The sequence below is a fragment of the Micromonospora luteifusca genome (assembly GCF_016907275.1).
Classification (GTDB): Bacteria; Actinomycetota; Actinomycetes; order Mycobacteriales; family Micromonosporaceae; genus Micromonospora; species Micromonospora luteifusca.
On sequence record NZ_JAFBBP010000001.1, the window covers coordinates 2541679 to 2564050 of the forward strand.

The 22372-nt window shown below is 71.7% G+C and carries 19 protein-coding genes; 8 read left to right on the plus strand and 11 right to left on the minus strand.

Annotated features, from left to right (window positions below):
• Nucleotides 1–1234: 1234 nt before the first annotated feature.
• The 4 genes from JOD64_RS11245 to JOD64_RS11260 all read left to right on the plus strand — a co-directional run bounded on the left by JOD64_RS11245 (nt 1235) and on the right by JOD64_RS11260 (nt 5655).
• Entirely contained in the window at nt 1235–1873 is a 639-nt protein-coding gene (locus JOD64_RS11245; protein ID WP_204942176.1) for a TetR/AcrR family transcriptional regulator, read from the plus strand.
• A 64-nt stretch (nt 1874–1937) separates the two neighbouring features.
• Entirely contained in the window at nt 1938–2165 is a 228-nt protein-coding gene (locus JOD64_RS11250) for a DUF3107 domain-containing protein (protein ID WP_110563159.1), read from the plus strand.
• Between the two features lie 527 nt (nt 2166–2692).
• Entirely contained in the window at nt 2693–4393 is a 1701-nt protein-coding gene (locus tag JOD64_RS11255) for a DEAD/DEAH box helicase (protein ID WP_204942177.1), read from the plus strand.
• Between the two features lie 86 nt (nt 4394–4479).
• Nucleotides 4480–5655, plus strand: a complete 1176-nt coding sequence (locus JOD64_RS11260) for a class I SAM-dependent methyltransferase (protein ID WP_204942178.1) — start codon at nt 4480–4482, stop codon at nt 5653–5655.
• A gap of 18 nt (nt 5656–5673) precedes the next feature.
• Here JOD64_RS11260 and JOD64_RS11265 read toward each other — a convergent pair whose 3' ends face one another.
• Complete coding sequence (locus tag JOD64_RS11265) at nt 5674–6123, minus strand: hypothetical protein (protein WP_204942179.1); 450 nt, start codon at nt 6121–6123, stop codon at nt 5674–5676.
• 186 nt (nt 6124–6309) lie between these two features.
• Between JOD64_RS11265 and JOD64_RS11270 the strand changes: the two genes are divergently transcribed.
• The gene (locus JOD64_RS11270; RefSeq protein WP_204942180.1) at nt 6310–6726 is read left to right on the plus strand and encodes a helix-turn-helix domain-containing protein; all 417 of its coding nucleotides are present in this window, start codon (nt 6310–6312) and stop codon (nt 6724–6726) included.
• Nucleotides 6727–6736: 10 nt separating this feature from the next.
• Here JOD64_RS11270 and JOD64_RS11275 read toward each other — a convergent pair whose 3' ends face one another.
• From JOD64_RS11275 to JOD64_RS11285, 3 genes are all read right to left on the minus strand, one after another.
• Nucleotides 6737–7756 carry a DUF8832 domain-containing protein gene (locus tag JOD64_RS11275; RefSeq protein WP_239559477.1) on the minus strand — a complete coding sequence of 340 codons (1020 nt, stop codon included), beginning with the start codon at nt 7754–7756 and terminating at the stop codon, nt 6737–6739.
• A 253-nt stretch (nt 7757–8009) separates the two neighbouring features.
• On the minus strand, nt 8010–10130 hold the full coding sequence (locus tag JOD64_RS11280) for a RecQ family ATP-dependent DNA helicase (RefSeq protein WP_204942181.1): 2121 nt from the start codon (nt 10128–10130) through the stop codon (nt 8010–8012).
• 39 nt (nt 10131–10169) lie between these two features.
• Complete coding sequence (locus tag JOD64_RS11285) at nt 10170–12038, minus strand: AfsR/SARP family transcriptional regulator (RefSeq protein ID WP_204942182.1); 1869 nt, start codon at nt 12036–12038, stop codon at nt 10170–10172.
• Between the two features lie 143 nt (nt 12039–12181).
• Between JOD64_RS11285 and JOD64_RS11290 the strand changes: the two genes are divergently transcribed.
• The gene (locus JOD64_RS11290; protein ID WP_204942183.1) at nt 12182–13000 is read left to right on the plus strand and encodes a hypothetical protein; all 819 of its coding nucleotides are present in this window, start codon (nt 12182–12184) and stop codon (nt 12998–13000) included.
• 90 nt (nt 13001–13090) lie between these two features.
• On the opposite strand, the gene JOD64_RS11295 is transcribed toward JOD64_RS11290, so the two are convergent.
• The 7 genes from JOD64_RS11295 to JOD64_RS11325 all read right to left on the minus strand — a co-directional run bounded on the left by JOD64_RS11295 (nt 13091) and on the right by JOD64_RS11325 (nt 20132).
• Nucleotides 13091–13837, minus strand: coding sequence for an SDR family NAD(P)-dependent oxidoreductase (locus tag JOD64_RS11295; protein WP_204942184.1), 747 nt, complete (start codon nt 13835–13837; stop codon nt 13091–13093).
• A gap of 119 nt (nt 13838–13956) precedes the next feature.
• Entirely contained in the window at nt 13957–15078 is a 1122-nt protein-coding gene (locus JOD64_RS11300; RefSeq protein WP_204942185.1) for a branched-chain amino acid ABC transporter permease, read from the minus strand.
• The gene (locus tag JOD64_RS11305; protein ID WP_088987511.1) at nt 15075–15965 is read right to left on the minus strand and encodes a branched-chain amino acid ABC transporter permease; all 891 of its coding nucleotides are present in this window, start codon (nt 15963–15965) and stop codon (nt 15075–15077) included. Before JOD64_RS11305 ends, JOD64_RS11300 begins: the two co-directional genes overlap by 4 nt.
• Nucleotides 15965–16735 (minus strand): ABC transporter ATP-binding protein, encoded by a 771-nt coding sequence (locus JOD64_RS11310; RefSeq protein ID WP_204942186.1) that lies wholly within the window; start codon nt 16733–16735, stop codon nt 15965–15967. Before JOD64_RS11310 ends, JOD64_RS11305 begins: the two co-directional genes overlap by 1 nt.
• A complete protein-coding gene (locus tag JOD64_RS11315) occupies nt 16735–17478 on the minus strand; it encodes an ABC transporter ATP-binding protein (RefSeq protein ID WP_204942187.1) in 744 nt (247 codons plus the stop codon). Before JOD64_RS11315 ends, JOD64_RS11310 begins: the two co-directional genes overlap by 1 nt.
• Nucleotides 17479–17481: 3 nt before the next feature.
• Complete coding sequence (locus tag JOD64_RS11320) at nt 17482–18681, minus strand: substrate-binding domain-containing protein (RefSeq protein ID WP_204942188.1); 1200 nt, start codon at nt 18679–18681, stop codon at nt 17482–17484.
• A gap of 329 nt (nt 18682–19010) precedes the next feature.
• On the minus strand, nt 19011–20132 hold the full coding sequence (locus tag JOD64_RS11325) for a glycerophosphodiester phosphodiesterase (protein ID WP_204942189.1): 1122 nt from the start codon (nt 20130–20132) through the stop codon (nt 19011–19013).
• 141 nt (nt 20133–20273) lie between these two features.
• Between JOD64_RS11325 and JOD64_RS11330 the strand changes: the two genes are divergently transcribed.
• Nucleotides 20274–21608: a TrkH family potassium uptake protein gene (locus JOD64_RS11330; protein WP_204942190.1), complete on the plus strand. Its 1335-nt coding sequence runs from the start codon at nt 20274–20276 to the stop codon at nt 21606–21608.
• A gap of 18 nt (nt 21609–21626) precedes the next feature.
• Nucleotides 21627–22295, plus strand: a complete 669-nt coding sequence (locus tag JOD64_RS11335) for a potassium channel family protein (RefSeq protein ID WP_204942191.1) — start codon at nt 21627–21629, stop codon at nt 22293–22295.
• Nucleotides 22296–22372 lie beyond the last annotated feature (77 nt).

Genomic DNA, 22372 nt, shown 5'->3' on the forward strand with positions numbered 1-22372 from the left:
GGCGGCGCGCTGGTTGGTTCGGCGGGGCGCACCGGCCCGGCATCCGACGGGGACTCACCCCGGGCGAAGTCGTAGGGCTGGGACTGCTCGGCGCGCACCGGCTCGTACGGCTGGTGGGGCTCGGCGTCCCAGCCTGGCGCGGACTCGTCCCGGGCTGCGGCGCCAGCCGGCTCGTCGTCCTGACGGGACCAGGGCGGGGCCCATCCGCCACCCCAGCTCGGCCGGTTCCAGCTCGGCCCCGGCCAGTCCGGCTCGATGGCCGACGATTCTCCGGCACGAGGCGCGTCACCGGCACGGCGGGATTCTCCTGGCCGGGAGCTGTCGGCGGCGCGACCCGGGTCGGTCGCGTCGGAGTGCCCGGACGGTCCCGGACGCTCCGGTGGGAGCGGGTCCCGCCAGTCGCGTGGCCCGGCCGGTGGCTCGTCGGCGGCCAGCCGCTCGCCGGTCGGCGCGTGGAAGCCGGGCGGCACCTCGAAGCCCGACGCGGCGGTGCCGACGGGCGGCACCTGGACGGCCGGCGGCGCCGAGGTGGGCAATCCAGGCTCGCCCCAGCGAGCGCGGTGGGCGGCGGCTGGATCGGCGGTGGAGCGTTTGGCGGGGCCCGTGTCGGGCTCGCCGCCCCCCTGTTCCAGCGGAGGTACGGGACGTTGGGCGGGCACCACCAGCCGGTCGCTGGTCGCCTCGGGCCGGCCCTCCGCGGGCAGCCCGGGCGGCGCGCTCACCGGCGTCAAGCGCCCTGCGGGTGGTTCGAGACCCGGACGCCGGACACCGTTGGTGTCGTCCGGGTGGTGCGTGCCGTTGGTGTGGTGACCGTTGGCGCGGGTCGGCGGATCGAGGTCAGCCGGCTGCCCGACCAGGGGCGGCGGCAGATCGCCATGTCGGGTGGAAGAGGTGCGCCAGCCGGACGCGGGGTCGGGTTGCCAGTGTGGCGCCTCGTCCCGGGCATCCGCACGATCGGCGGCTCGGGGCCACCCACCCGCCGGGGGCGCCCACCCGCTGACGGGACGGCCCGGGTCGTCGTGCTGACCCGCTCCGTCACCGTGCTCTCCCGGGGTGGCGGCTCCGGGTTGCCCTGTTTCACTCACCGCGCGCTCCTTGGTCGCCCTCGCTGAGGCTACCGTGTGCCGAGAGTGGCGATAAGTTACAGCGGCGGGCCATTTCCACGACGGGGGTCGCGGGCTTCGCCCGGTCTGGGGGGAAAATGCCGGCTCGTACGGAGAACTCGGAGGATCCCATGACCGCTGCGGGGAACGGTGCACAGACCGCTGGCCGGCCCACCCGCCTGCCCCGCTCCGCGCGCCGAAAGCAGCTTCTCGCTGCGGCGCAGGAGGTGTTCGTCGCGCAGGGCTACCACGCCGCCGCGATGGACGACATCGCCGAGCGGGCCGGGGTCTCGAAGCCGGTGCTCTATCAACACTTTCCCGGAAAGATGGATCTCTACCTGGCGCTGCTCGACACGCACTGTGACGCCATCGTCGCTAAAGTGCACGACGCGATGCGCGGCACCATCGACAACAAGGAACGGGTCGGCGCCTCGGTGCGGGCCTACTTCGACTTCGTCGATCACGAGAGCGAGGCGTTCCGCCTCGTCTTCGAGTCGGATCTGCGGAACGACCCGGCGGTGCGGCAGCGGGTGGAGCGGGTCGAGCAGGGCTGCATCGCGGCGATCACCGACACCATCATCTCGGACACCGGGGTGAGCCGGGCGCACGCCGAGTTGCTCGCCTCCGGGTTGGTCGGCGCGGCGGAGACGGCCGCGCAGTTCTGGCTGGCCGGTGGCCGACAGGTGCCGAAGGCCGAGGCCGAGGCGTTGGTGGCCGCGCTGTCCTGGCGGGGCATCGCGAGCTTCCCGCTGCAAGGTGAGTCAGCCTGACCACCGACCCCGTGATCGGATAGCCTTCGCAGGGCGGTTCTTTCGCCCCAGTTGAGGAGGCACAGTGGAGGTCAAGATCGGCGTGCAGTACGCGCCGCGTGAGCTGGTACTGGACAGCGCTCAGTCGCCGGCCGAGATCGAGCAGATCGTGACCGACGCCTTCGCCGGCAACGGCGGCACGCTCTCCCTGACCGACGAGAAGGGCCGACGGGTCATCGTTCCGGTCGAGAAGGTCGCCTACGTCGAGATCGCCGAGGCGTCGCCCCGGTCGGTCGGTTTCACCGTCCGCTGACCGGTCCGGCCATCGCGGCAGGTCGGCGTTGACCCACCTGCCGCAGGCCGGCACCGGGGGCCCCGCTCGCCCGGGGTGGTCGCTTCTCCATCCCGACGGCCACCCGCGTGGTGTGCGCGGCAGCGGGCCTCCCGGGCAGCCAGGCACGGCCGGCCCGAGCCGGCCGTGGCGCAGTGCGCGGGGTGCGTGTGGCCCGCTCGGTCCGCACCTCGGCACTTCCAGCACACCGGTGACGCTCGGATGAAGTCGTCGGTTTTCGCGTCACCGCCCTCTGCGATCGTGTGACTCAGATCACAATCGCCGCCCCCGCGTGGCACCTGGCCGGCCGGGAATCGGGACGGGGCCATGCCTGTTCAGGTAGCATGGAGCAGTTGCCGTGGGCGCCGATCTGATCGAAGCTCAGCCCGCGGCGCGCGTGCGGCCCGGTCCGGCTCGGCAGTCTGCCGCCGACCGTGTGGCCCGCGTCACACCGATAGCGCCCTGAGGACATGACGGGCGCACCCACGAGAGGGCACCCCCACATCCACATGAGCGAGCTGACTCAAGATTTGATGGACGGCCAGGAACTGGCCCCCACTGCCCCGGTTCGACCGGAGGCCCCCACGTTCGCCGCACTCGGCGCCCGTGCCGAGACCGTCGAGGCCCTGGCCGCGGCGGGCATCACCCGCGCCTTCGCCATCCAGGAGTACGCAATCCCGATCGCGCTGCGCGGCGTCGACCTGATCGGTCAGGCGCCCACCGGCACCGGCAAGACCCTCGGCTTCGGCGTCCCACTGCTCGACCGGGTCTTCGCGCCGGGCGAGGGCAGCGACGGCGTCCCCCAGGCACTGGTCGTCGTCCCCACCCGTGAGCTGGGCATCCAGGTCGCCAAGGACCTGGCCGCCGCCGGCCGGACGCGAGGCGTCCGGGTGCTGCCGATCTACGGCGGCGTGGCGTACGAGCCGCAGATCGACGCGCTGCGCAAGGGCGTGGAGATCCTGGTCGGCACCCCCGGCCGGCTGATGGACCTGCAGAAGCAGAAGCACCTCCGACTGGACCGGGTGCACGCACTCGTCCTCGACGAGGCCGACCGGATGCTCGACCTGGGCTTCCTCGACGACGTCGAGAAGATCCTGGCAATGCTCCCGGAAGACCGCCAGACGATGCTCTTCTCGGCCACCATGCCGGACCCGATCGTCACCCTGTCGCGGCGTTTCCTGCGTCAGCCGATGACGATCCACGCCGGGCACACCGCCGAGACCGGCCCGTCGCCGCAGACCCAGCAGCTGGTCTACCGCACCCACTCGATGAACAAGGTCGAGGTGGTGGCGCGCATCCTCCAGGCCGAGGGGCGCGGATTGACCATGATCTTCACCCGCACCAAGCGGGCCGCCGACCGGGTTGCCGAGGACCTCGACTTCCGCGGGTTCGCGGTCGCCGCGGTGCACGGTGACCTCGGCCAGGGTGCCCGCGAGCGGGCGCTGCGGGCCTTCCGGGCCGGCAAGATCGACATTCTGGTCGCCACCGACGTGGCGGCCCGAGGGCTGGACGTCACCGGCGTCACCCACGTCATCAACTACGACTGCCCGGAAGACCAGGACACCTACACCCACCGCATCGGCCGTACCGGCCGGGCGGGCGCGACGGGTGTCGCGGTGACCTTCGTCGACTGGGACGACATGCCGCGCTGGCGGATCATCGACAAGACCCTCGGTCTGGAGATGCCCGAGCCGCCGGAGACGTACCACACGTCGCCGCACCTCTACACCGACCTGCACATCTCCACCGAGGTCAGTGGCACGCTGCCTACTGCCGAGCGCACCCGGGCCGGGCTGTCCGCCGAGATCGAAGAGGATCTGGGTGGGACGACCCGCTCCCGTCGGGGCGACAGCGGCCCTCGGGGCGGCCGACGCGGTGAGAGCCGGGGCGAAGGCCGCGGTGAGGGTCGGGGCGAGCGCCGTGGTCGGGGCGACAGCCGTCGTGACCGCTCCGACGCCGGCACGCCGGCCGTCGCCGAGGCGCCCGTCGGCGACGCCGCCGAGGAAGGCACCCGTACCCCGCGCCGCCGGCGTCGCCGCCGGGCCGGCGATGCGGTCGTGGGCGAGCCGACCGCGGTGATCTCCGCCGACGCCGGTCCCGCCGAGCCGGCCGTCGCGTCCGACGGCGAGCCGTCGAAGCCGCGCCGCCGTCGGCGCCGCCGTGGTGGCGGTTCCGACGCGGGTACGCCGGCCGAGGCGACCGCGGACTGACCACCAGCCACACCTGACATCCCCCGCACCGCCTCGCGCGGTACGGGGGATGTTCCCTTCCCACCCCACCTGCCGAAAATGGAACGATGCCGGAACCACTGGACGCCGCCCTGACCGAAGTTCGGGCGTTGCTGCTCGACCCCGCGCTGACCCGAGCGGTCGCCGCCGGACGACGCCGTGGGCGCCATCCCGTGGTGATTCGGGCCGAACTGCGGCCGGTGACGCTCAAGGCCGGCCCGCGGCTGCAGATCGCCACCTCCGACGGCACGCGCCCGTACACCCGCAATGTCGCCCTCGGTCCGGAGACGGTCCAGGCCATCGACGAGCTACTGGCCGAACCGTTCGGCAACTGGCACGTCGAGACGACCGACGCGACGCTGCAACTGCGGGTGACCAAATCCGGCGAGGCGCAGGTGCACCGTGCCGCGACGTCCCGCCCGGCGGCTACGACGGGTGGGAATGACCGGACGAAGGAATACCTGCTCGACCCGGGTGACCCGATCTTCGCCGAGATCGGCGGCTCGGCGGCCAAACGCCGGCAGGTGGACGCGTTCCTGCGTGCCCTGGCCGCGACCCTGCCCGACGAGCTGACCGGTCCGCTGCGGGTGGTCGATCTGGGTTGCGGCAACGCGTACCTGACGTTCGCCGCGTACCGCTATCTGACGAGTCGCGGGCTCGACGTCCAGCTGATCGGTGTGGACGTCCGGGAGGACCAGCGGCGGCGCAACACCGAGCTGGCGCAGCGGCTGGGCTGGGCCGACCAGGTCAGTTTCGTGGCCGGCACGATCGCCGACGCTGTCGTCGACCCCGCCCCCGACCTGGTGCTGGCACTGCACGCCTGCGACACCGCCACCGACGAGGCGCTGGCCCGCGCGGTGCGCTGGGAGGCCCGCTGGGTGCTGGCCGCGCCGTGTTGCCACCACGACCTGGCGAAGCAGCTCCGCGCTCACCCCGCCCCGGCCCCGTACGAGCTGCTGACCCGGCAGGGCATCCTGCGCGAGCGCTTCGCCGACGTGCTCACCGATGCGCTGCGGGCCGGGCTGCTGCGGGTGCACGGATATCGGGCCGAGGTGGTGGAGTTCGTGGACTCCCAGCACACGCCACGTAACCTGCTGATCCGCGCCCGCCGTACCGGCGCGGCGGCAACCGAGCCGCAGCGCGCGGAGTATCGCGAGCTGGTAAACCAGTGGCAGGTCACACCCCGGTTGGAGACGCTGCTGGCCGCCGGCGAGCAGCCGACCGACCAGCAGCCGGCGGCCTAGTCGGCCTCGGGGCTGCGGCTAGCGACGCCTCTCGCCGCGATCCCGACCACTGTTGCGCTCGCCGGCACCACCGTCGAGGACCGTCACCCGGTCGCCACCGCTGCGCTGGCCGGCCCAGTCGGCGTCGCCCTGGGGGGTCGGGAACGGCACCACCTTGCCCGTGCTGTCGGCGTTGCCGGCGGCGGTGAAGGCGTTCCAGGAGATGTCGACCAGCAGCTTCTTCACTTCCGCGTGCCGGATGGCGGCGTTGTGCTGCAGCGCCATCCGGGCGCCGAGCACCACGCCCAGCAGCGTGGTGGTGATGGCGCCGGTGGCTGCGAGCACCTGGAGGCCGGTCGCCGAGTCGGTGCGGAGCACCAGGATCAGCAACCAGATCCAGAACGTGGCAGCGAAGACGCCGGCCTTGGCGACGAAGAAGAGGCTCACCGCACCGGGCTGGTACGGCTGGGGACGGCTCGTTTCGGCCATGGTGCTCCTCGGGGTGGCGGTCGAACACGGCAGGCGAACGGTTCTGGTCGGCATACACCCTGACGGATGCGAAGTCCCGCCGGCGGGACAGTTTGTGCGATCAGTCAGTTGTTTCCGGCCCCGGGGGTACTACCCTCGGAAGGCGTATCGTCCCAGTGCCCGGCAGGGAGGAACAGACACACAGGGATGGGATCCGCCGACACATCACCGCAGATGGCCTTCGCCCGCTTCGTTCGGCGCGCCATCGACGATGCTCGCGACGAACGTGGCTGGACCGTGACCGATCTCGCCGCACACACGGGCGTGGGCCGCTCCACCGTGTTTCGCTGGCTGGCCGGTGACTGGCAGGACTATCCCGAGTTGGCCAAGGTGCGCGGCTTCTGCGCCGCACTGGACCTGCCGGTCGCTGCCGCGTTCCGCGCGCTCGGGCTGCCCGACGCCGGCCCCGCGCCCCGCCGACGCCATGACGACGGCCCGGTCGAGGCGGACGTCCGCGCCATCCTGGATCGGCTGGCCGACCCGACGGTCCCCGCCGAGGAGAAGCACCACATCCGCGATCTGCTCCGCTACCTGGCCCGCCGCCCCATCCGCCGCGCCGGCTGAGTCGACCGGCTCAGGGGACGATGAGGGTGAATTCGGCGGTGTGGACGTCGGCCCCCACCTGGAAGTCGAAGTAGAGGCGGTAGCGGCCGGGGCCCGTGGTGGTCAGCCAGAACTTGACCTGGCCGTCGACCAGCTCCGGCTCCGGGTGCACGTGCAGGTAGCCGAGGTCGCCTTCGCGTAACGCCACCAGGTGCCCGTACGCCCCGAGGTAACGCTCCAGCGGGGCGGCACCGCCAGCGCCGTCGACCCGGAAGGTCAGCGGCACGGTCGCTCCGGCCTGCGGGGTGCCCTGGTAGCCGACGGTGAACCGGTCCACGGTCGTCGAGGTGGCCGGATCCGGCAGCGGGCGCGGCTGGTAGCCGCCCGGTGCGACCAGGTCCGTGCCGAGAGTCACCGCCGTCTGCGCGCCGTTGTCGGCGACGACGGTGAAGTCGGCGTACGCGCGCCAGACACCGGACTGCGGGAGGGTCAACGGCACCGACCAGGTGCCGTCCGTGGCCATGGTCGGGTGCAGATGCTGGTAGCCGGTCAGGTCCCGGCGGACGACGATGAGGTGCATCGGCTTGTCGTGCACGATCGCGAATCGGGTGACCGGCCGACGTTGCACGTCGCGCACCTGGAAGCGGAGTTGACCGGGGCGACCGGCCACGAACTCGGTGCCGAGGGGGGCCAGGGTGAACCCGGCCGAGCTGACCGCCAGACCACCTGGCTCGGTCGGCGCGCCCTGATCGGTGCTCGTGGCGGTGCCGTGGTTGTGCGGCCCGATGCCCGGCGGGTCGGTGTGCCCGGCTGCCACCGAGGGGCTGCCCGTGGCGGCGCCGTTGGTGTTCAACCGGCCGAGGCCGAAACCGAGCAGGACCGCCAGCACCAGCCCACCGACCACCAGCGCCAGCCGGAGTGTGCTCCGATCCGGCGCGGCAGAGACCTCGTCCAGCGCCGCCGGCGCGGCGGGGACCTGGTCAGACGCCGCCAGCACGGCGGAGACCTCGTCAGACACCACCGGCACGGCGGAGGGGTGCTGGTCGGTCATGCCGCCCACGGTACCGCCGCGGTGGGCTTGTCCAGGCCGACGCCCGGACGGCGTGGCGCCCGTCGCATTCGGCGGCGCCCGGGAACTTTCCCGCCCGACCGGACGAGGCTGGGGTCACAGGTGCGAGCAGCACGGCCATCCGACCCTGACCGCCGCGAGCGGCAGCGAGCCAGCAGGCCACCGCGACCGGCAGCGGGTCAACCGGCCACCGCGTGCGGCAGCGAGTCAGCCGGCCACCGCGACCGGCAGGGAGTCAGCCGGCCACCGCGAGGGCGAGTGGGAGCACGTCGGGTGCGCCGGCCCGGCGCAGTGCCCGGGCTACCAGCGTCATCGTCCAGCCCGAGTCGATCAGGTCGTCGACGAGCAGCACCGGACCGTCCAGTCCGGCGAGTGCGTCGGCCAGGTCGGCTGGGACGGTGAAGGTGTCGTGCAGCGCGCGTACCCGTTGGGCGCTGTTGCCGCGCGGCCCGCCGGGGCCGCCCGGACCGGCCGGGGTGACCTCGCCGAGAATCGGCAACCGGCCCACGGCGGCGATCCGCTCGGCGAGCGACCCGACCAGCCGGGGCCGTCGCCGCGAGCCGACCGCGACGACCGCCACCGGCCGGCGCGGCCACGGGTCGTCACCGTGCGCCCACGCCTTCAGCACCTCCACCACCGCACCGGCGACGTCGTCGGGCAGCGGTGCGTCTGGCGCCTCCGGGCCGACGAGATCGCGCAGCCGACCACCCCAGCCCAGGTCGGAGAGGCGCCCGACGGCCCGGCCCGGCAGTGCCTGCTCCCCGGGGGCGATCCGGCCCTTGAGGGGTACGCCCACCGCGTCGAGCCCGGTCGGCCAGAGCTTCTTCGGCGCGATCTCCACGCCGGGGCGGCCCAGGAAGGTCTGCGCGGCGGCGAGCGCGGCCGTCGACACGTCTCCGGAGAAGAGTGGGTCGGCGCACCTGTCGCACCGGCCGCAGTCGGTTGCCCCGGTGTCGTCCAGGCGTTCCCGTAGATACCGCATCCGGCAGTCGGTCGTGGTCGCGTACTCCCGCATGGCCTGTTGCTCGACGGTGCGTGCCTCGGCGACGCGCCGCAACCGGGCATCGTCGTAGACCCAGGGCTCACCGGTGGCGAGCCAACCACCGCGCACCCGGCGGACCGCGCCGTCCACGTCGAGCACCTTGAGCATCAGCTCTAACCGGGCCCGGCGCAGGTCGACGAGAGGTTCGAGGGCCTGGGTGCTGAGCGGGCGGTCGGTGTGCAGGGCGGCCAGCACGGCACGCACCTGCTGCTCCGGCGGGAACGCCAGCGAGGCGAAGTAGCGCCAGATCGCCGCGTCCTCCGCCCCGGGCAGCAGCAGCACCTCCGCGTGCTCGACTGCACGGCCGGCGCGGCCGACCTGCTGGTAGTACGCGATCGGCGAGGGCGGCGCGCCGAGGTGAACGACGAAGCCCAGGTCAGGCTTGTCGAAGCCCATGCCGAGGGCGCTGGTGGCGACCAACGCCTTGATCTTGTTGTCGAGCAGGTCCTGCTCGGCGGCTCGCCGGTCGGCGTCCTCGACCTGACCGGTGTACGAGGCCACCGGGTAGCCCCGGGAGCGCAGGAACTCGGCCGTCTCCCCCGCTGCCGCCACGGTCAGCGTGTAGACGATGCCCGAGCCGGGCAGCTGGTCGAGGTGGTCGGCGAGCCAGGCCAGCCGGTGCGCCGGGCTGGGCAGGTCGAGCACGCCGAGGCGCAGCGACTCGCGGTCCAGGGTGCCGCGCAGGATGAGAGCGTCGCCCAACTGCTCCGCGACGTCCTGGGTGACCCGGGCGTTCGCGGTGGCGGTGGTCGCCAGCACGGGGGTGCGCTCGGGCAGCTCGGCGAGGAACGTCCGCAGGCGTCGGTAGTCGGGCCGGAAGTCGTGCCCCCAGTCGGAGACGCAGTGCGCCTCGTCGACGACCAGCAGCCCGGTGGTCGCGGCCAGCTTCGGCAGCACACCGTCGCGGAAGTCCGGGTTGTTGAGCCGCTCCGGGCTGATCAGCAGCACGTCCACCGCACCGGTCTGGATCTCGGCGGTGATCTCGTCCCACTCGTCGAGGTTCGCCGAGTTGATCGTGCGAGCCCGGATGCCGGCCCGGGCAGCCGCCTCGACCTGGTTGCGCATCAGCGCCAACAGCGGCGAAACGATGACGGTCGGGCCGTGCTCGCCGCGCTCGCGCAGCAGGGCGGTGGCCACGAAGTAGACAGCCGACTTGCCCCAACCGGTCCGTTGCACGCAGAGCACCCGGCGCCGGTCGACGACCAGTGCCTCGATTGCCCGCCACTGATCCTCCCGCAGCCGGGCGTGATCGCCGGCCAGCCGGCGCAGCACCGCCTCGGCCCGCTCCCGTACCGCTGCTCGATCGTGGCTCATCCGGCATTTCTACCAGCCCTCGCCGGTGAACCCCCACGATCAGCGGGGCTCGGCTGGCCCCGCCTCCATCGCGGCGGGGCGGGCGGCGGGCGGGGCGGGCGGCGGTAGGAAGAGCAGGACGCCGCGGAGCGCATCGATAGTCGCGAGCGGCAACGGGCAGCGCGCGGCCAATTCCTCCATCGACGCGTACGGGCCGCGTACCCACCGGTCCATCGCCACCTGCCGGCGTTGCGCTTCGGTGAGCCCGGGCAGTGTGGCGAGCACCTGGTCGGGTACGGCGTTGACGTCGATGAGCCCACCGTCATCGAAGGCGCGGGCCAGATCCGGTCGGCCGATCGCGAACTCGTAACGCGCCGATGGGTAGCGGTGCAGCAGGTTCCGCGCCTGCTGGCGGCGCACCCGGAGCTCCTCTTCGCGCGCCTGGGCCACGAGCCGCCGCCCGGTGAAGCGCCCCCAGACCCATCGGTTGAGCAGGACCACGTGCGCGGCGCCCACCAGCCAGCAGAGACTGAGCACGCCGAGCCAGAAGAACGCCTCGGCCGCCGAGTCCTCCGTCTCGAGATCGTCGGTGGCCATCATGAAGACCAGCACCGTCGCGGTGACGAGATAGCCGAGGGCCGCAAGGCCGAGCCGCCCACTGCGCCGCCGCACCGCGTACGCCAGCATCACCAGCCAGGTCAGCGTGCCGAACGACAGCAGCGGCAGGAGGGTGCCGGCGACGGTGGCCGTGGTGCTCACCCACGTCGGCAGCGGGTGCCGCTCCCGGCGCGGCTGGTCGACCCCGAACGGGGAAGGCGGACCGGCGGGCAGACCGTCCAACGCGGGGTACCGCGGCGAGGGGAGATCCGCGTACGGCGGGACGGCCGCCTGGGGCGGCGGGGGCGGCGCGTGAAGCGGCGGGGCGGCGGCCTGGGGCGGCGGGGGCGGCGCGTGAAGCGGCGGGGCGGCGGCCTGGGGCGGCGGGGGCGACGCGTGGTCCGAGGCGGCTGGTGCAGCGGGGGGTGGGACGGTCGGGTCGGGGGTCGGGGCAGCCGGAGGTGAAGCGGCGGACGGTTGCGCCGGCACCAGGGGCACCCTGCTCACCGCCTGCCGCGCGGCGGAAGCCGAAGCGGGCCATCCCGTTTCCGGGACACCGGCGGTGAGGGTCGGGTCGGCGCGCAGGATCCGCCCGTGCAACTCGCGGAGCGCCTCGCCGGGCCCGATGCCGTATTCCTCCCGGAGCAGGCTGTCGATGTCCCGGTACGCGGCCAACGCCTCGGCCTGCCGTCCGCTGCGGTACAGCGCCAGCATGTACTGGTGGCGCAGCCGCTCCCGGACCGGGAACTCGGCCACCAACTCGACCAACTCGCCGACCAGCTCGCGGTGCCGCCCGCTGTCCAGTTGCAGCTCCGCGCGAGTCTCCAGGGCGACGGCCCGCAACTCCACCAGGCGGTGCCGGGCGGCCTCGAACACTCCCCCGGAGAAGCCGGTGAACGGCTCTCCGCGCCACAGGTCCAGGGCGGCGGTCAGCTCGGCCAGCGCCTGCTCCGTACGGCCGGACGCGTGCCGCTGCCGGGCAGCCTGGACACCCCGGTCGAAACGGACCGCGTCCACCACCTCGGGGTCCACCCGCAGCAGGTAGCCGGCATCGGTCAGGCTCAACACCTGCCCCGGCGTACGCGGCGAGCGGTCCGGCTCCAACACCCGGCGCAACCCGGCGACGTACTTCTGCACCACGTTGGGGCCGTTCGCGGGCGGATCGTCCGGCCAGACCGCCTCGACGATCTGCCCGGTGGCCACCGGACGGCCCGTGGAGAGCAGCAGCACGGCCAACACCGCACGCTGCTTGCCGGGACCGAGGTCGATCTCACGGTCGGCGTACCAGGCCCGCTGAGGCCCGAGAATCTCGAAACGCAGCGTTCCTGACATGCGAATTTCCGCTCCTGACACCCCCGACGATCGCCGGACGGCAGTGCCCGGCAGCCGGACGGCAGCATATCGGCAGCCGTACCGCCGTGCCCGCCGAGAACATGGTCATCGGCACAAGCCACGCAGCGAGAAAGAGAAATGTGATGACACAGGCAACGGGCAGCGCGAGCACCATCCGACGGACGGTCGGCGCGTTCGCCGCCATGCTGGCCACGACCACCCTGCTCGGGGGGTGTGGGCCCAAGAGCGAACCGGCCTCGGCACCCCGGAGCGGCCCGAGCGCCAGCCCGACCGTCGACCCGAAGCAGGCGCTCCTCGACGCCGTCCCGGACGGCACCGAGGGGACGTTCCAGTTCAGTGGCAAGGACTCCTCCAACACGCACAGCGGACGGGTCGACCCGGCTTCGAAGGCGGTCGAGATCAACACCACTGGCGCGCCGGACGACGGCATCACCACGAAGATGTCGTTCCTGCTGATCGGCGAGGAGGTCTGGTTGAAGGCGAAGTTCAGCGGCCAGCCGGGCCTGCCGAAGTTCCCGGACAAGTGGATGAAGCTGGACCGCACGAAGCTGGCCGACAGCGGCACCATCCCGGCCTACGACGGTGCGGACCAGGGCAACGCCGGCCCGCTCATCGAGGCGGCCACCTCCGTCAAGGAGCAGAGCCCCGGCCAGTACGTCGGCGTCATCGACGTGAGCGCTGGCAACGCGGCCCAGGTGCTGGAGGAGGGCGAGGCGGCGGCGCTCGGCGAAGCTGCCAAGACGGTGCCGTTCACCGCGGTCGTCGACGCGGACAAGCACCTGACCTCGCTGACGCTGAAGATCCCGGCCGCCGGCAAGGCGAAGGCGTACGACTACGTCGTCACCTACGCCGACTACGGCACCACCCCGAAGATCAGCGTGCCGGCCGGCGCCGCCGTGACGAACGCCCCGAAGATGGCGTACGAGATGTTGAACGGCTGACCCACGACGCAGGAGGGCGGTGGCCACACGGGGGGCCGCCGCCCTTCAGTCGTTCAGGGCACGAGCATGCGCCCATGGGCTCGTGCCTGCTCAGCGGCCGAGGACCGAGCCTCCGTTGACACCGAGGACCTGGCCGGTGACGTAGCCGGCAGCCGGGCTGGCGAGATAGCGGACGGCCTCGGCGATGTCGTCCGGCAGCCCGGCCCGCCCGACCAGGGTCGCGGCCACCCGCTTCGCGTGCCCCTCGGCGGTCATCCGGTCACCGAAGAACTCGGTTTCCGCGACATAGCCGGGGCTCACCACATTGACCGTGATCTGTTCCGGGCCGAGCTGTGCGGCCAGGTCGTACGCCCAGCCGTGCAGGGCGGCCTTCGCCGCCGAGTACGCCCCAGCGCCGCCGCGCTGGGCGGCGATCGAGCTGACCAGGATCACCCGGCCGCCCGGGCGGCGCAGGGCGGGCCGAAGCGCCTCGGTGAGCAGCACGGCGGTGAGCACGTTGGCGTCCAGGTTGGCCCGCCAGTGCGCGGCGACCCCGGCCAGCGTGCCGGTGTCTCCGCCCAGATAGCCACCGGCGTTGTTGACCACCACGTCGACCGTCCGGCCGTCGACCGCGGCGAGTACGCGGTCGAGCTGCGGCGACTCGGTCAGGTCAGCGGTGACGGCGGTGACGGCGTCGGCCCGACCGCAGTCGAAGGAGATGCGTGCGGCGGCATCCGTCAACACGTCCGCCCGCCGCCCGACGATCAGAACGTCGTACCCGTCCGAAGCGAGCACCCGCGCGACGGCCGCACCAATCCCGGTCCCGCCCCCACTGACAACCGCAACCCGCGAGTCCATCTCCTCGACCTCCCCTGCACAGAACCCCGTCGATCATGAAGTTAGCGACATCCGGCGCGGCGTGTCGCGGCAATAACCCCATGATCGACGGGGGTCGCGGTGGGGGTCGCCGTGGGGGGTCAGCCTGGGGGGGTGCGTTGGGGGCGGAGGGCGCGGGTCAGGTGGGACAGGCGGGGGGCGAGGCTGGTCAGGCCTCCTGGGAAGAAATAGACCGCCAGGATGAAGACCGTGCCCAGGACGAACAGCGGCTGGCTCAGTGGACGGCTCAGGACCGCCGGCAGGTTGTCGACCGCGTCGGAGGTGCCGAAGGCGGTGAGCCGATGGTCCAGGTACATGTAGAGGACACCGCCGAGCACCGGCCCCCACCGGGTGCCCGGCCCGCCGAGCACCACCATCACCAGCAGCGACAGGGTCAGCTCGGACGAGGTGATGTGCGGCGACGCCCCGCCGACGATCAGGACATAGACCACCCCGCCCGTCGACGCCAGCCCGCCGGCCAGGGTGAACGCCACCAGCTTGTAGCGGTAGGGGTCCAACCCGAGGACACCGATCCGCCGCTCGTCGTCGCGCAGCCCGGCGAGCACCCGACCGGTCGGTGACCCGCTCACCCGGTGCACCACGAAGACCACAAGCGTCAGGTACGCCAGCGCCAGCCAGTACAGGTTGACCGTGTTCGTCACCCCCACCAGCCCGGCGGGCAACCCGGACACGTCCAGCGGCAGGCCCTCCTCGCCACCGGTGAGCCCACCGAAGTCGCGTGCGACCAGGATCGCCCCCACCTGCGCGAAGGCCAGCGTGACCATGGCGAAGGCGATGCCCACGGTACGCAGCGCCACCGCACCGAGCAGCGCGGCGAGGATCGTGCCGCCGGTGATGGTCAACAGCGCCGCCTGCCACAGCGGGAGGCCGGCCCGGGTGACCAGGACGTCGGTGCCGTACACGCCGGCCGCGAAGTAGAGCGCGTGCCCGAAGGAGAGCATGCCGGTCCGGCCGAAGAGCAGGTCGTACCCGGCGGCCAGCCCGCCGAAGATCAGGCAGATGGCGAGTAGTTGCAGGGTGCCGGGCGAGTTGACCGGCCCCTCGAAGATCCCCGGCAGGGAGATCGTCGAGTACGGCAGGATCACGAGGACGACCAGCGCGACCAGCGGCAGGAACGGGCGCAAACGCTGCCACCGTCCCCGTTGCGGGGTCAGCTCGGCGGGTACCCGCGCGGGAGGCGCGTCGAGGGTGGAGTTCGTCATGCCGTTGCCACCTTTCCGGCGATGCCCTGCGGGCGCAGCAGCAGCACCACGGCGAGCAGACCGACCACGCAGATGTCGCCCAGCCCGGACGTTCCGTAGTAGTTCACGAACTGCTGCACCAGCCCGACCACGACCGCCGCGTACGCGGAGCCGACCACCGAGCCCATCCCGCCGATCACCACCACGATGAACGCGAAGATCAGCAATGAGCTGCCCTGCCCCGGCGAGACAGTGCCGAAGTAGACCCCGCCGAGCGCACCGGCGAGCGCGGCAGCCGCCCCACCGATCGCGAAGACCAGAGTGAACGCCTTACGTACGTCGATGCCGAGCGCCGTCACCATCTCCCGGTTCTCCACCCCGGCCCGGATCACCAGGCCGTACCGGGTCCAGCGCAGGAACGCCAGGATCGCGCCGAGCACCAGCACCGCCGCGATGATCAGCAGCAGGCCCCCGTTCGGCACCTGCGCGCCGAGGATCCCGGTCACCTGCCGGGTCCAGTCCGGGCGCGGGAACGGTCGGGCGTCCGCACCCCAGGTGGCCTGCAACAACGCCACCCCGGCCAGGGACAGACCGACGGTGACCAGCACCTGCTCGATCGTGCGGGAGTAGAGCGGGCGGATCAGCACCAGCTCGACCAGGATCGCCACCAGCGTGCCGGCGGCCACCCCGAAGGCGACCGCGAGCACGAAGCCGAACCCGTCGGGGCCGGCGCCCGGCAGGTTGCCCGCCGCCCACCAGGTCCCGTACGCGCCCACGCCGAGGAACAGCCCGTGCGCGAAGTTGAGCACGTCGGCCAGACCGAAGACCAGGGACAGACCGGACGCGACCAGGAAGTACAGCGCCGCCAGGCCGAGCCCGGTCAACGCCAACAGGATCACGGTGCCCATCAGTGCGCGTCCTTCCCGGCCACCGAAGCGCGGTCCGACCCGGCCGGGCGGTGCGCCTCGCCGGTGCCCACGCCGAGCAACGACTTGGTCAGCGCGGTTTCCAACAGCAACTCGCGGGCATCGCCGGTCCAGGCCACCTTGCCGGCAGCCAGCACGACCGCATCGCGGGCCAGCCGGCGTACCACTGCCAGGTTCTGCTCCACGAGCAACACCGGCACCGACTCCGCGACCCGTTCCAACACCTCGGCCACCTCGGTCACCACCTTCGGCGCCAACCCCTTGGTCGGCTCGTCGACCAGCAGCAGCCGGTTGTCGTTGAGCAGCACCCGACCGATCGCGAGCATCTGCTGCTGCCCGCCGGAGAGCGAGCCGGCCCGTTGCCGTCCGCGCCGGTCCAGCTCCGGGAAGAGCGCGAAAACCTTGTCGTACGCCGGGCTGGTGCCGCGCCGCTCGGCGAGCCGCAGGTTCTCGGCGACGGTGAGGCCGGCGAACACGCACCGGTCCTCCGGCACGTAGCCGAGCCCACCGCGGACCAGCCGGTGCGTGGGCCGCGCCAACAGGCTCTGCGCGCCCATCCGGATGGTGCCGCGGACCTCCCCGGCGGGCGGGGTGAGGCCGACGATCGCACGCAACGTGGTGGTCTTGCCGACGCCGTTGCGGCCGAGCAGGACGGTCACGCCGGTCGGGGCGACCGTGAAGGACACCCCCTGGAGGATGTGCAACCCGGAGATCCGGACCGACAAATCCTCCACACTGAGGATCGGTTCCATCAGAGCGACTCCCCCAGGTAGGCCTCTTGCACGGTGGGGTTGCCCATCACCGTCTCCGGGGTGTCGCAGGCCAGCAGTGCGCCGTGGTGCATGACGGCGATCCGGTCGGCCAGTTCGAGGATGACGTCCATGTGGTGCTCCACCATCAGCACCGCCCGGCCGCTGTCACCGGTCAACGACTTGATGACGGCCACCAACTCGGGCACGTCCTCCGCGCTGACCCCGGCCATCGGCTCGTCCAGCAGCATCACCCGCGGTTCACCGGCGAGCAGCAGGGCGATCTCCAACTTGCGTTTCTCGCCGTGGGCCAGGGTGCCGGCCAGTGCCGTACCCCGATGGGCGAGACCGACCCGGTCGAGCGCCGTGTCGGCGGCGACGGCGACCTCCCGGTCGGCCGCCGCCCGCCGCCACAGTGCCATCGAGCCCCCGCGGTGCGCCTGCACGGCGAGCCGGACGTTCTCCCGCACGCTGAGCGAGCCGAAGACCGAGGACGCCTGGAAGGTACGGCCCAACCCGAGGCGGGCCCGCCGGTGCGGCGGAAGCGCCCCGATGTCCTGCCCGTCCAGGATGATCCGACCCTCCGTGGCGCGGCGCAGGCCAGTGATCAGGTTGAACAGTGAGGTCTTGCCGGCGCCGTTCGGCCCGATCACGCCCAGGAACTCCCCGGGCGCGAGGTCGAGGTAGACGCTGTCGACGATGGCGACCTCACCGATCCGCCAGGTCAGACCGCGGGTGGCGAGCATGGGTCAGCCCTTCATCGCCACGGCCGGTGGCGCGGTCTCGTCACCGGTGAGGCTCTTCTGCGCGGTCGCCGTGAACGCGGTGCCGCTGCCGGTCAGCTTGGCCTGGAACATCGGCTGAAGCAGTGCGTGGTCGGCGGCCCGGATGGTCATCTTGCCCTTGACCCCATCGAAGCTCCAGTCCTCCAGAGCGGTGACCATCTTGTCGACGTCGTCCCCGCCCTCCTGCACCGCGCGGACCACCATCTGGGCGGCGGCGAAACCGTCCGGGTGGAACAGGTCGATGGTGCTGACCTTGGCCTTCAGTGCCTTGCTGGCCTCGGTGTCGCTGGCACCGTCGAAGTAGTGCGACAGGAAGGAGATCTTCGTGCCGGCGGCACCGAAGGTCGGCCAGGAGGAACGGATGTCCAGGCCGGTGACGACCGTGGTGGACGAGAGCACGCCCTGCTGGTCGAGGCTCTGCCACATGGCCGGGGCGGTGGTGCCGGCCCACGCCACGAAGAGCAGGTCCGGCTTGGCAACCTTGATCTGGCTGGCGAACGGGGTGAACTCGGTGGCGCTGGCCGGCGCCCGGACACTGCTCACGGTTGCGCCCGCGCCGCCGATGACGGTCTTGACGGCCGCCTCGTTGGCGTCGCCGAACGCGCCGTCCTGGGCGAAGACCACGACCTTCTTACCGGCCGGGTCGCCGATGAAAGACTTGGCGGTGACCACGTCCTGGTAGGACTGCCGGCCGGAACGGAACGTGTACTTGTTCGCCCCGGTCACCGCGTCGGTGGCGGCCGGGCCGGAGATGAACAGCACCTTGTTCTGCGCCGCGATCGGCGCGACCTGCAGCGCCACCCCCGAGGCCGTGGAGCCGGCAATGATCTTCGCGCCCTTGCCGATCAGGTCCTTCGCGGCGGATACCGCCTTGGCCGGATCGCCCGCGTCGTCGACCTCGGTCAACTCGATCTTGCGGTCACCGACCTTGCCGGTGCCCATGGTGGCAAAGTCGAGCCCCGCCTTGAACCCCTCGATGTACTGCTTTCCGTAGCTGGCCAGGGCTCCCGACTGGGAATACACCAGGCCGACCTTGACCGGCGCGGCACTGTCGCCGCCGCCGGTGGCGGTGTCCTGCGGGCTGCCACAGGCCGTGGCGGCCAGCGCCGCCGCCATCATCGTGGCGGCGGAGAGGAACACCCGCCGCGTCGTCCGGACCGTCATTGCGACTCCACATGAGGACTCGGAGGGAGAGAACTTCTTCGTGTCGGCTCACGCTAGAAGTGACGTCACCCACGAGCTATGTGGCGGAAGCACACAAGTAACAGGAATGAGGTGGCCCGGGGTTACAACGGGCCGCACGACCACTCGGAGACCTGCCCTCCCGGTGGCCCGAACCCCCACGGACCACGCGAGGTCTGTGTCGGGCCGCGCCATCCCGCCGCGCTTGATCGACACCCCGCCGGCCACCCCGTCGCCGCCCCGCCCCGCTTGATCGACACCATGTCGGCGGTATCGCTGCATCAATCGGGCTGGACACCGCTACATCGGCGTTATGGCGCGGTGGCGGCGAGGCCGGCGCGGGCGGCGACGGCGGTGTCGGGCTGGTCGGTGAAGACGCCGTCGAGGCCCAGGCCGAGGAAGAGTTCGTACTCGGCGGTGATGTCGCCACGCGCGTTGGGGTCGGTGCCGATTCGGAAGTTCATCGGGAGGAACTGGTTCTCCGCGCGGAACGTCCAGGAGTGCACGAGTAGCCGCTCCCGGTGCGCGTCGCGCACCACGTTCGTCGGGGCGAGCAGTGCACCGGCGGCGTCCCGGGGCACGATCAGATTCTTGTTCGCCCCGATGCCGTCGGCGTACCCGGCGATCCACTTCAGGCCGGCGGGTGAGGCCAGGTCCTGGTAGCTGCGGGTGTCGCCGGCGACGGTGAAGTCGTACGGGCGGCCGGTGGCGTCGAGCAGTTGGATCAGCTTGACGTCGGTCAGCCGGCTCAACCGGCGCAGGTTGGCCGTCTCGAACGACTGGATGAAGACCGGCGAGTTCTTCCGGTCCAGTTTGTTGTGGCGCAGCACCCGGAGCAGCGGTTCCTCCAGCGGCAGGCCGATCGAGGCGAAGTAGCTCGGGTGCTTGGTCTCCGGGTAGATGCCGATGGTGCGGCCCCGTGCCCGCCCCTCGGCTCGGGCCAGGTCGATGACCTCCTGGAGGGTGGGCACCTCGAAGCGGCCGTCGAAGGCGGTGTTCGGCACCCGTGCCTGCGGAAGCCGTTCCTTGGCCCGCAGCGTCTTCAACTCGGCGAGGGTGAAGTCCTCGGTGAACCAACCGGTCACCGCGACGCCGTCGATGGTCTTCGTCGCCTTGCGGGTGGCGAACTCCGGGCGGGCGGCCACGTCGGTGGTGCCGGAGATTTCGTTCTCGTGCCGGGCGACCAGCACGCCGTCGGAGGTGGAGACCAGGTCGGGCTCGATGTAGTCGGCACCCATCCGGATCGCCAACCGGTACGCCTCCAGGGTGTGCTCCGGCCGGTAGCCGCTGGCGCCGCGGTGGCCGATCACGATCGGTCGGTCGTTCGCCTGGGAGCGGTCCGCGTCGGTCACCGGTTCGGCTTCGGCCATCGTCGGCACGGCCACGGCGAGCAGTACGCCGGCCAGGCCCAGGGTCGAGAGGGTGCGTCGCATCGCCGTCTCCTGTCGTCGGGGGAAGCCGCCTCAGCAGACCTCCTCGGATTGACCGGCAGTTGGTCGATGGCTGTCCGGGAGGTGAATCTCCGGAATGGGCGTTCCCGCTCCCAGCGGCGGACGGAAAAGGAAGATTGTCTGGTGCGCCGGCTTTTCCGCAACCCCGTGCGGCTGGTGCCGTTCGCGTTCCTGGTGCCGATCCTGCTCGGTACCGGGTTGCTCATGGCGCGCTGGGCGACCATCGATCATGAGCGCCCGCCGGTGGTCACCGCGCTCTTCACCGCCACCTCGGCCGTGTCGGTCACCGGCATGGCGATCAACGACACGCCCAACTACTGGTCCGACTGGGGACTGCTGGTGATCACCCTGCTCACCCAGCTCGGCGGTCTCGGCATCCTCACCGTCGCGGCACTGGTCATCCTGGTGGTCTCCAGTCAGCTCGGGCTGCGCAACCGGCTCCTCGTGCAGGCTGAGACGGCGGAATTCGGCGTCGGCGATGTTGGGCGGCTGCTACGCCGGATCGCGGTGACCGTCTTCGCCTGCGAGGCGGTGATGACGGCACTGATCGCCGGTCGACTCTGGCTGGCCTACGACTACCCACCCGGGCGGGCCCTCTGGTCGGGTGTCTTCCACGCCGTGCAGGGTTTCAACAACGGTGGCTTCTCGCTCTACTCGGACGGTCTGCTGGCCTTCAGCCGCGACCCGTGGGTGTCGCTGCCCCTGGCGGTCGGCACGATCATCGGAGGGCTCGGGTTCCCCGCGCTGTTCGAAGCGGTCCGTGAGTGGCGCCAGCCGGCGCACTGGGCGGTGTCGACCAAGTTGACCATCTGGGGCAGCGCGGTGCTGCTGCTGATCGGCTTCGCCGGTCTGCTTGCCGCCGAGTGGACCAACGCGAGGACGATCGGCCAGTACGACGTACCCGGCAAGATGCTCGCGTCGTTCACCCAGATCGCGTTGAGCCGCACCGGCGGCTTCAGCGTCCTGAACATCGCCGCCCTGCACGAGGAGAGCTACCCCCTGCTGATCGTGCTGATGTTCATCGGTGGGGGCAGTGCCAGCACGGCCGGAGGCATCAAGGTTTCCACGTTCTTCCTGCTGGCATTCACCATCTGGGCCGAGCTGCGCGGCGAGCCCGACGTGACGGTCGGGCATCGGCGGGTGGCGAACGCCAGTCAGCGGCAGGCGGTCACCGTGACACTGCTCGGCGTCGCGCTGATCGCCCTCGGAACGATGACGTTGCTGCTGCTCACCGAGGGCGTCCGCTTCGTCGCGGCCCTGTTCGAGGTCACCTCCGCGTTCAGCACCACCGGCCTGTCCACCGGTCTGGCCAGCGAACTGCCTGCCGGCGGTCAACTGACCCTGACCGTGCTGATGTTCATCGGCCGGGTCGGGCCGCTCACTCTCGGGTCGGCGATCGCCCTGAACACGCGACGCCGGCTCTACCGCTATCCCCAGGAACAACCCATCGTCGGCTAGCAGGGAAGGAGCGGCGCGGTGTCGGCAAAGAGAGCGGACGGCGGCGGCGTCGTGGTGATCGGGCTGGGTCGCTTCGGCTGCCATCTGGCCGGGTCGTTGGCCCGGATGAACCGCGAGGTGTTGGCGATCGATCGCAATCCGGCGCAGGTGCAGCGCTGGTCGGCGCAGCTCGACCGGGTCGTCCAAGCGGACTCGACCGAGGAGGGCGCGCTGCGGCAGCTCGGGATCACCAGCTTCGGTCGGGCGGTGGTGGCCATCGGGGCCTCGGTGGAGGCGAGTGTGCTCACCGTGCTGGCGCTGGTCGAGCTGGGCCTGCCACAGGTCTGGGCCCGGGCGACCTCACAGAAGCACGCCAAGATCTTGTCCTCGGTGGGCGCACACCACGTGATCTTTCCGGAGGCGGAGACGGGGGACCGGGTCGCGCACCTGATCGTCAGCCAACTGCTGGACTTCATCGAGTTCGACGACGATTTCGCCATCGCCACCGTCCGGGTGCCGGAGTCCCTGGTCGGGCGCACCCTGCTCGACCTGCGACCGGAGGAGCGCTACGGGGTTCGGGTGGTCGGCGCCAAACTGCCGGGTGAACGTTTCCGCTACACCTCGGACGACACCGCGCTCCCGCACGGTGGGGTGCTCATCGTCGAGGGTGGGATCGACCAGGTTCAGCGGTTCGCGGGGCAGCGCTGACCTGGCGTCTGAGGCCGGTGTGCCTGTCTCCGGACAATGCCCCGCTCCGCCTGCCAGCGCATAGCGTTCACTTCAAC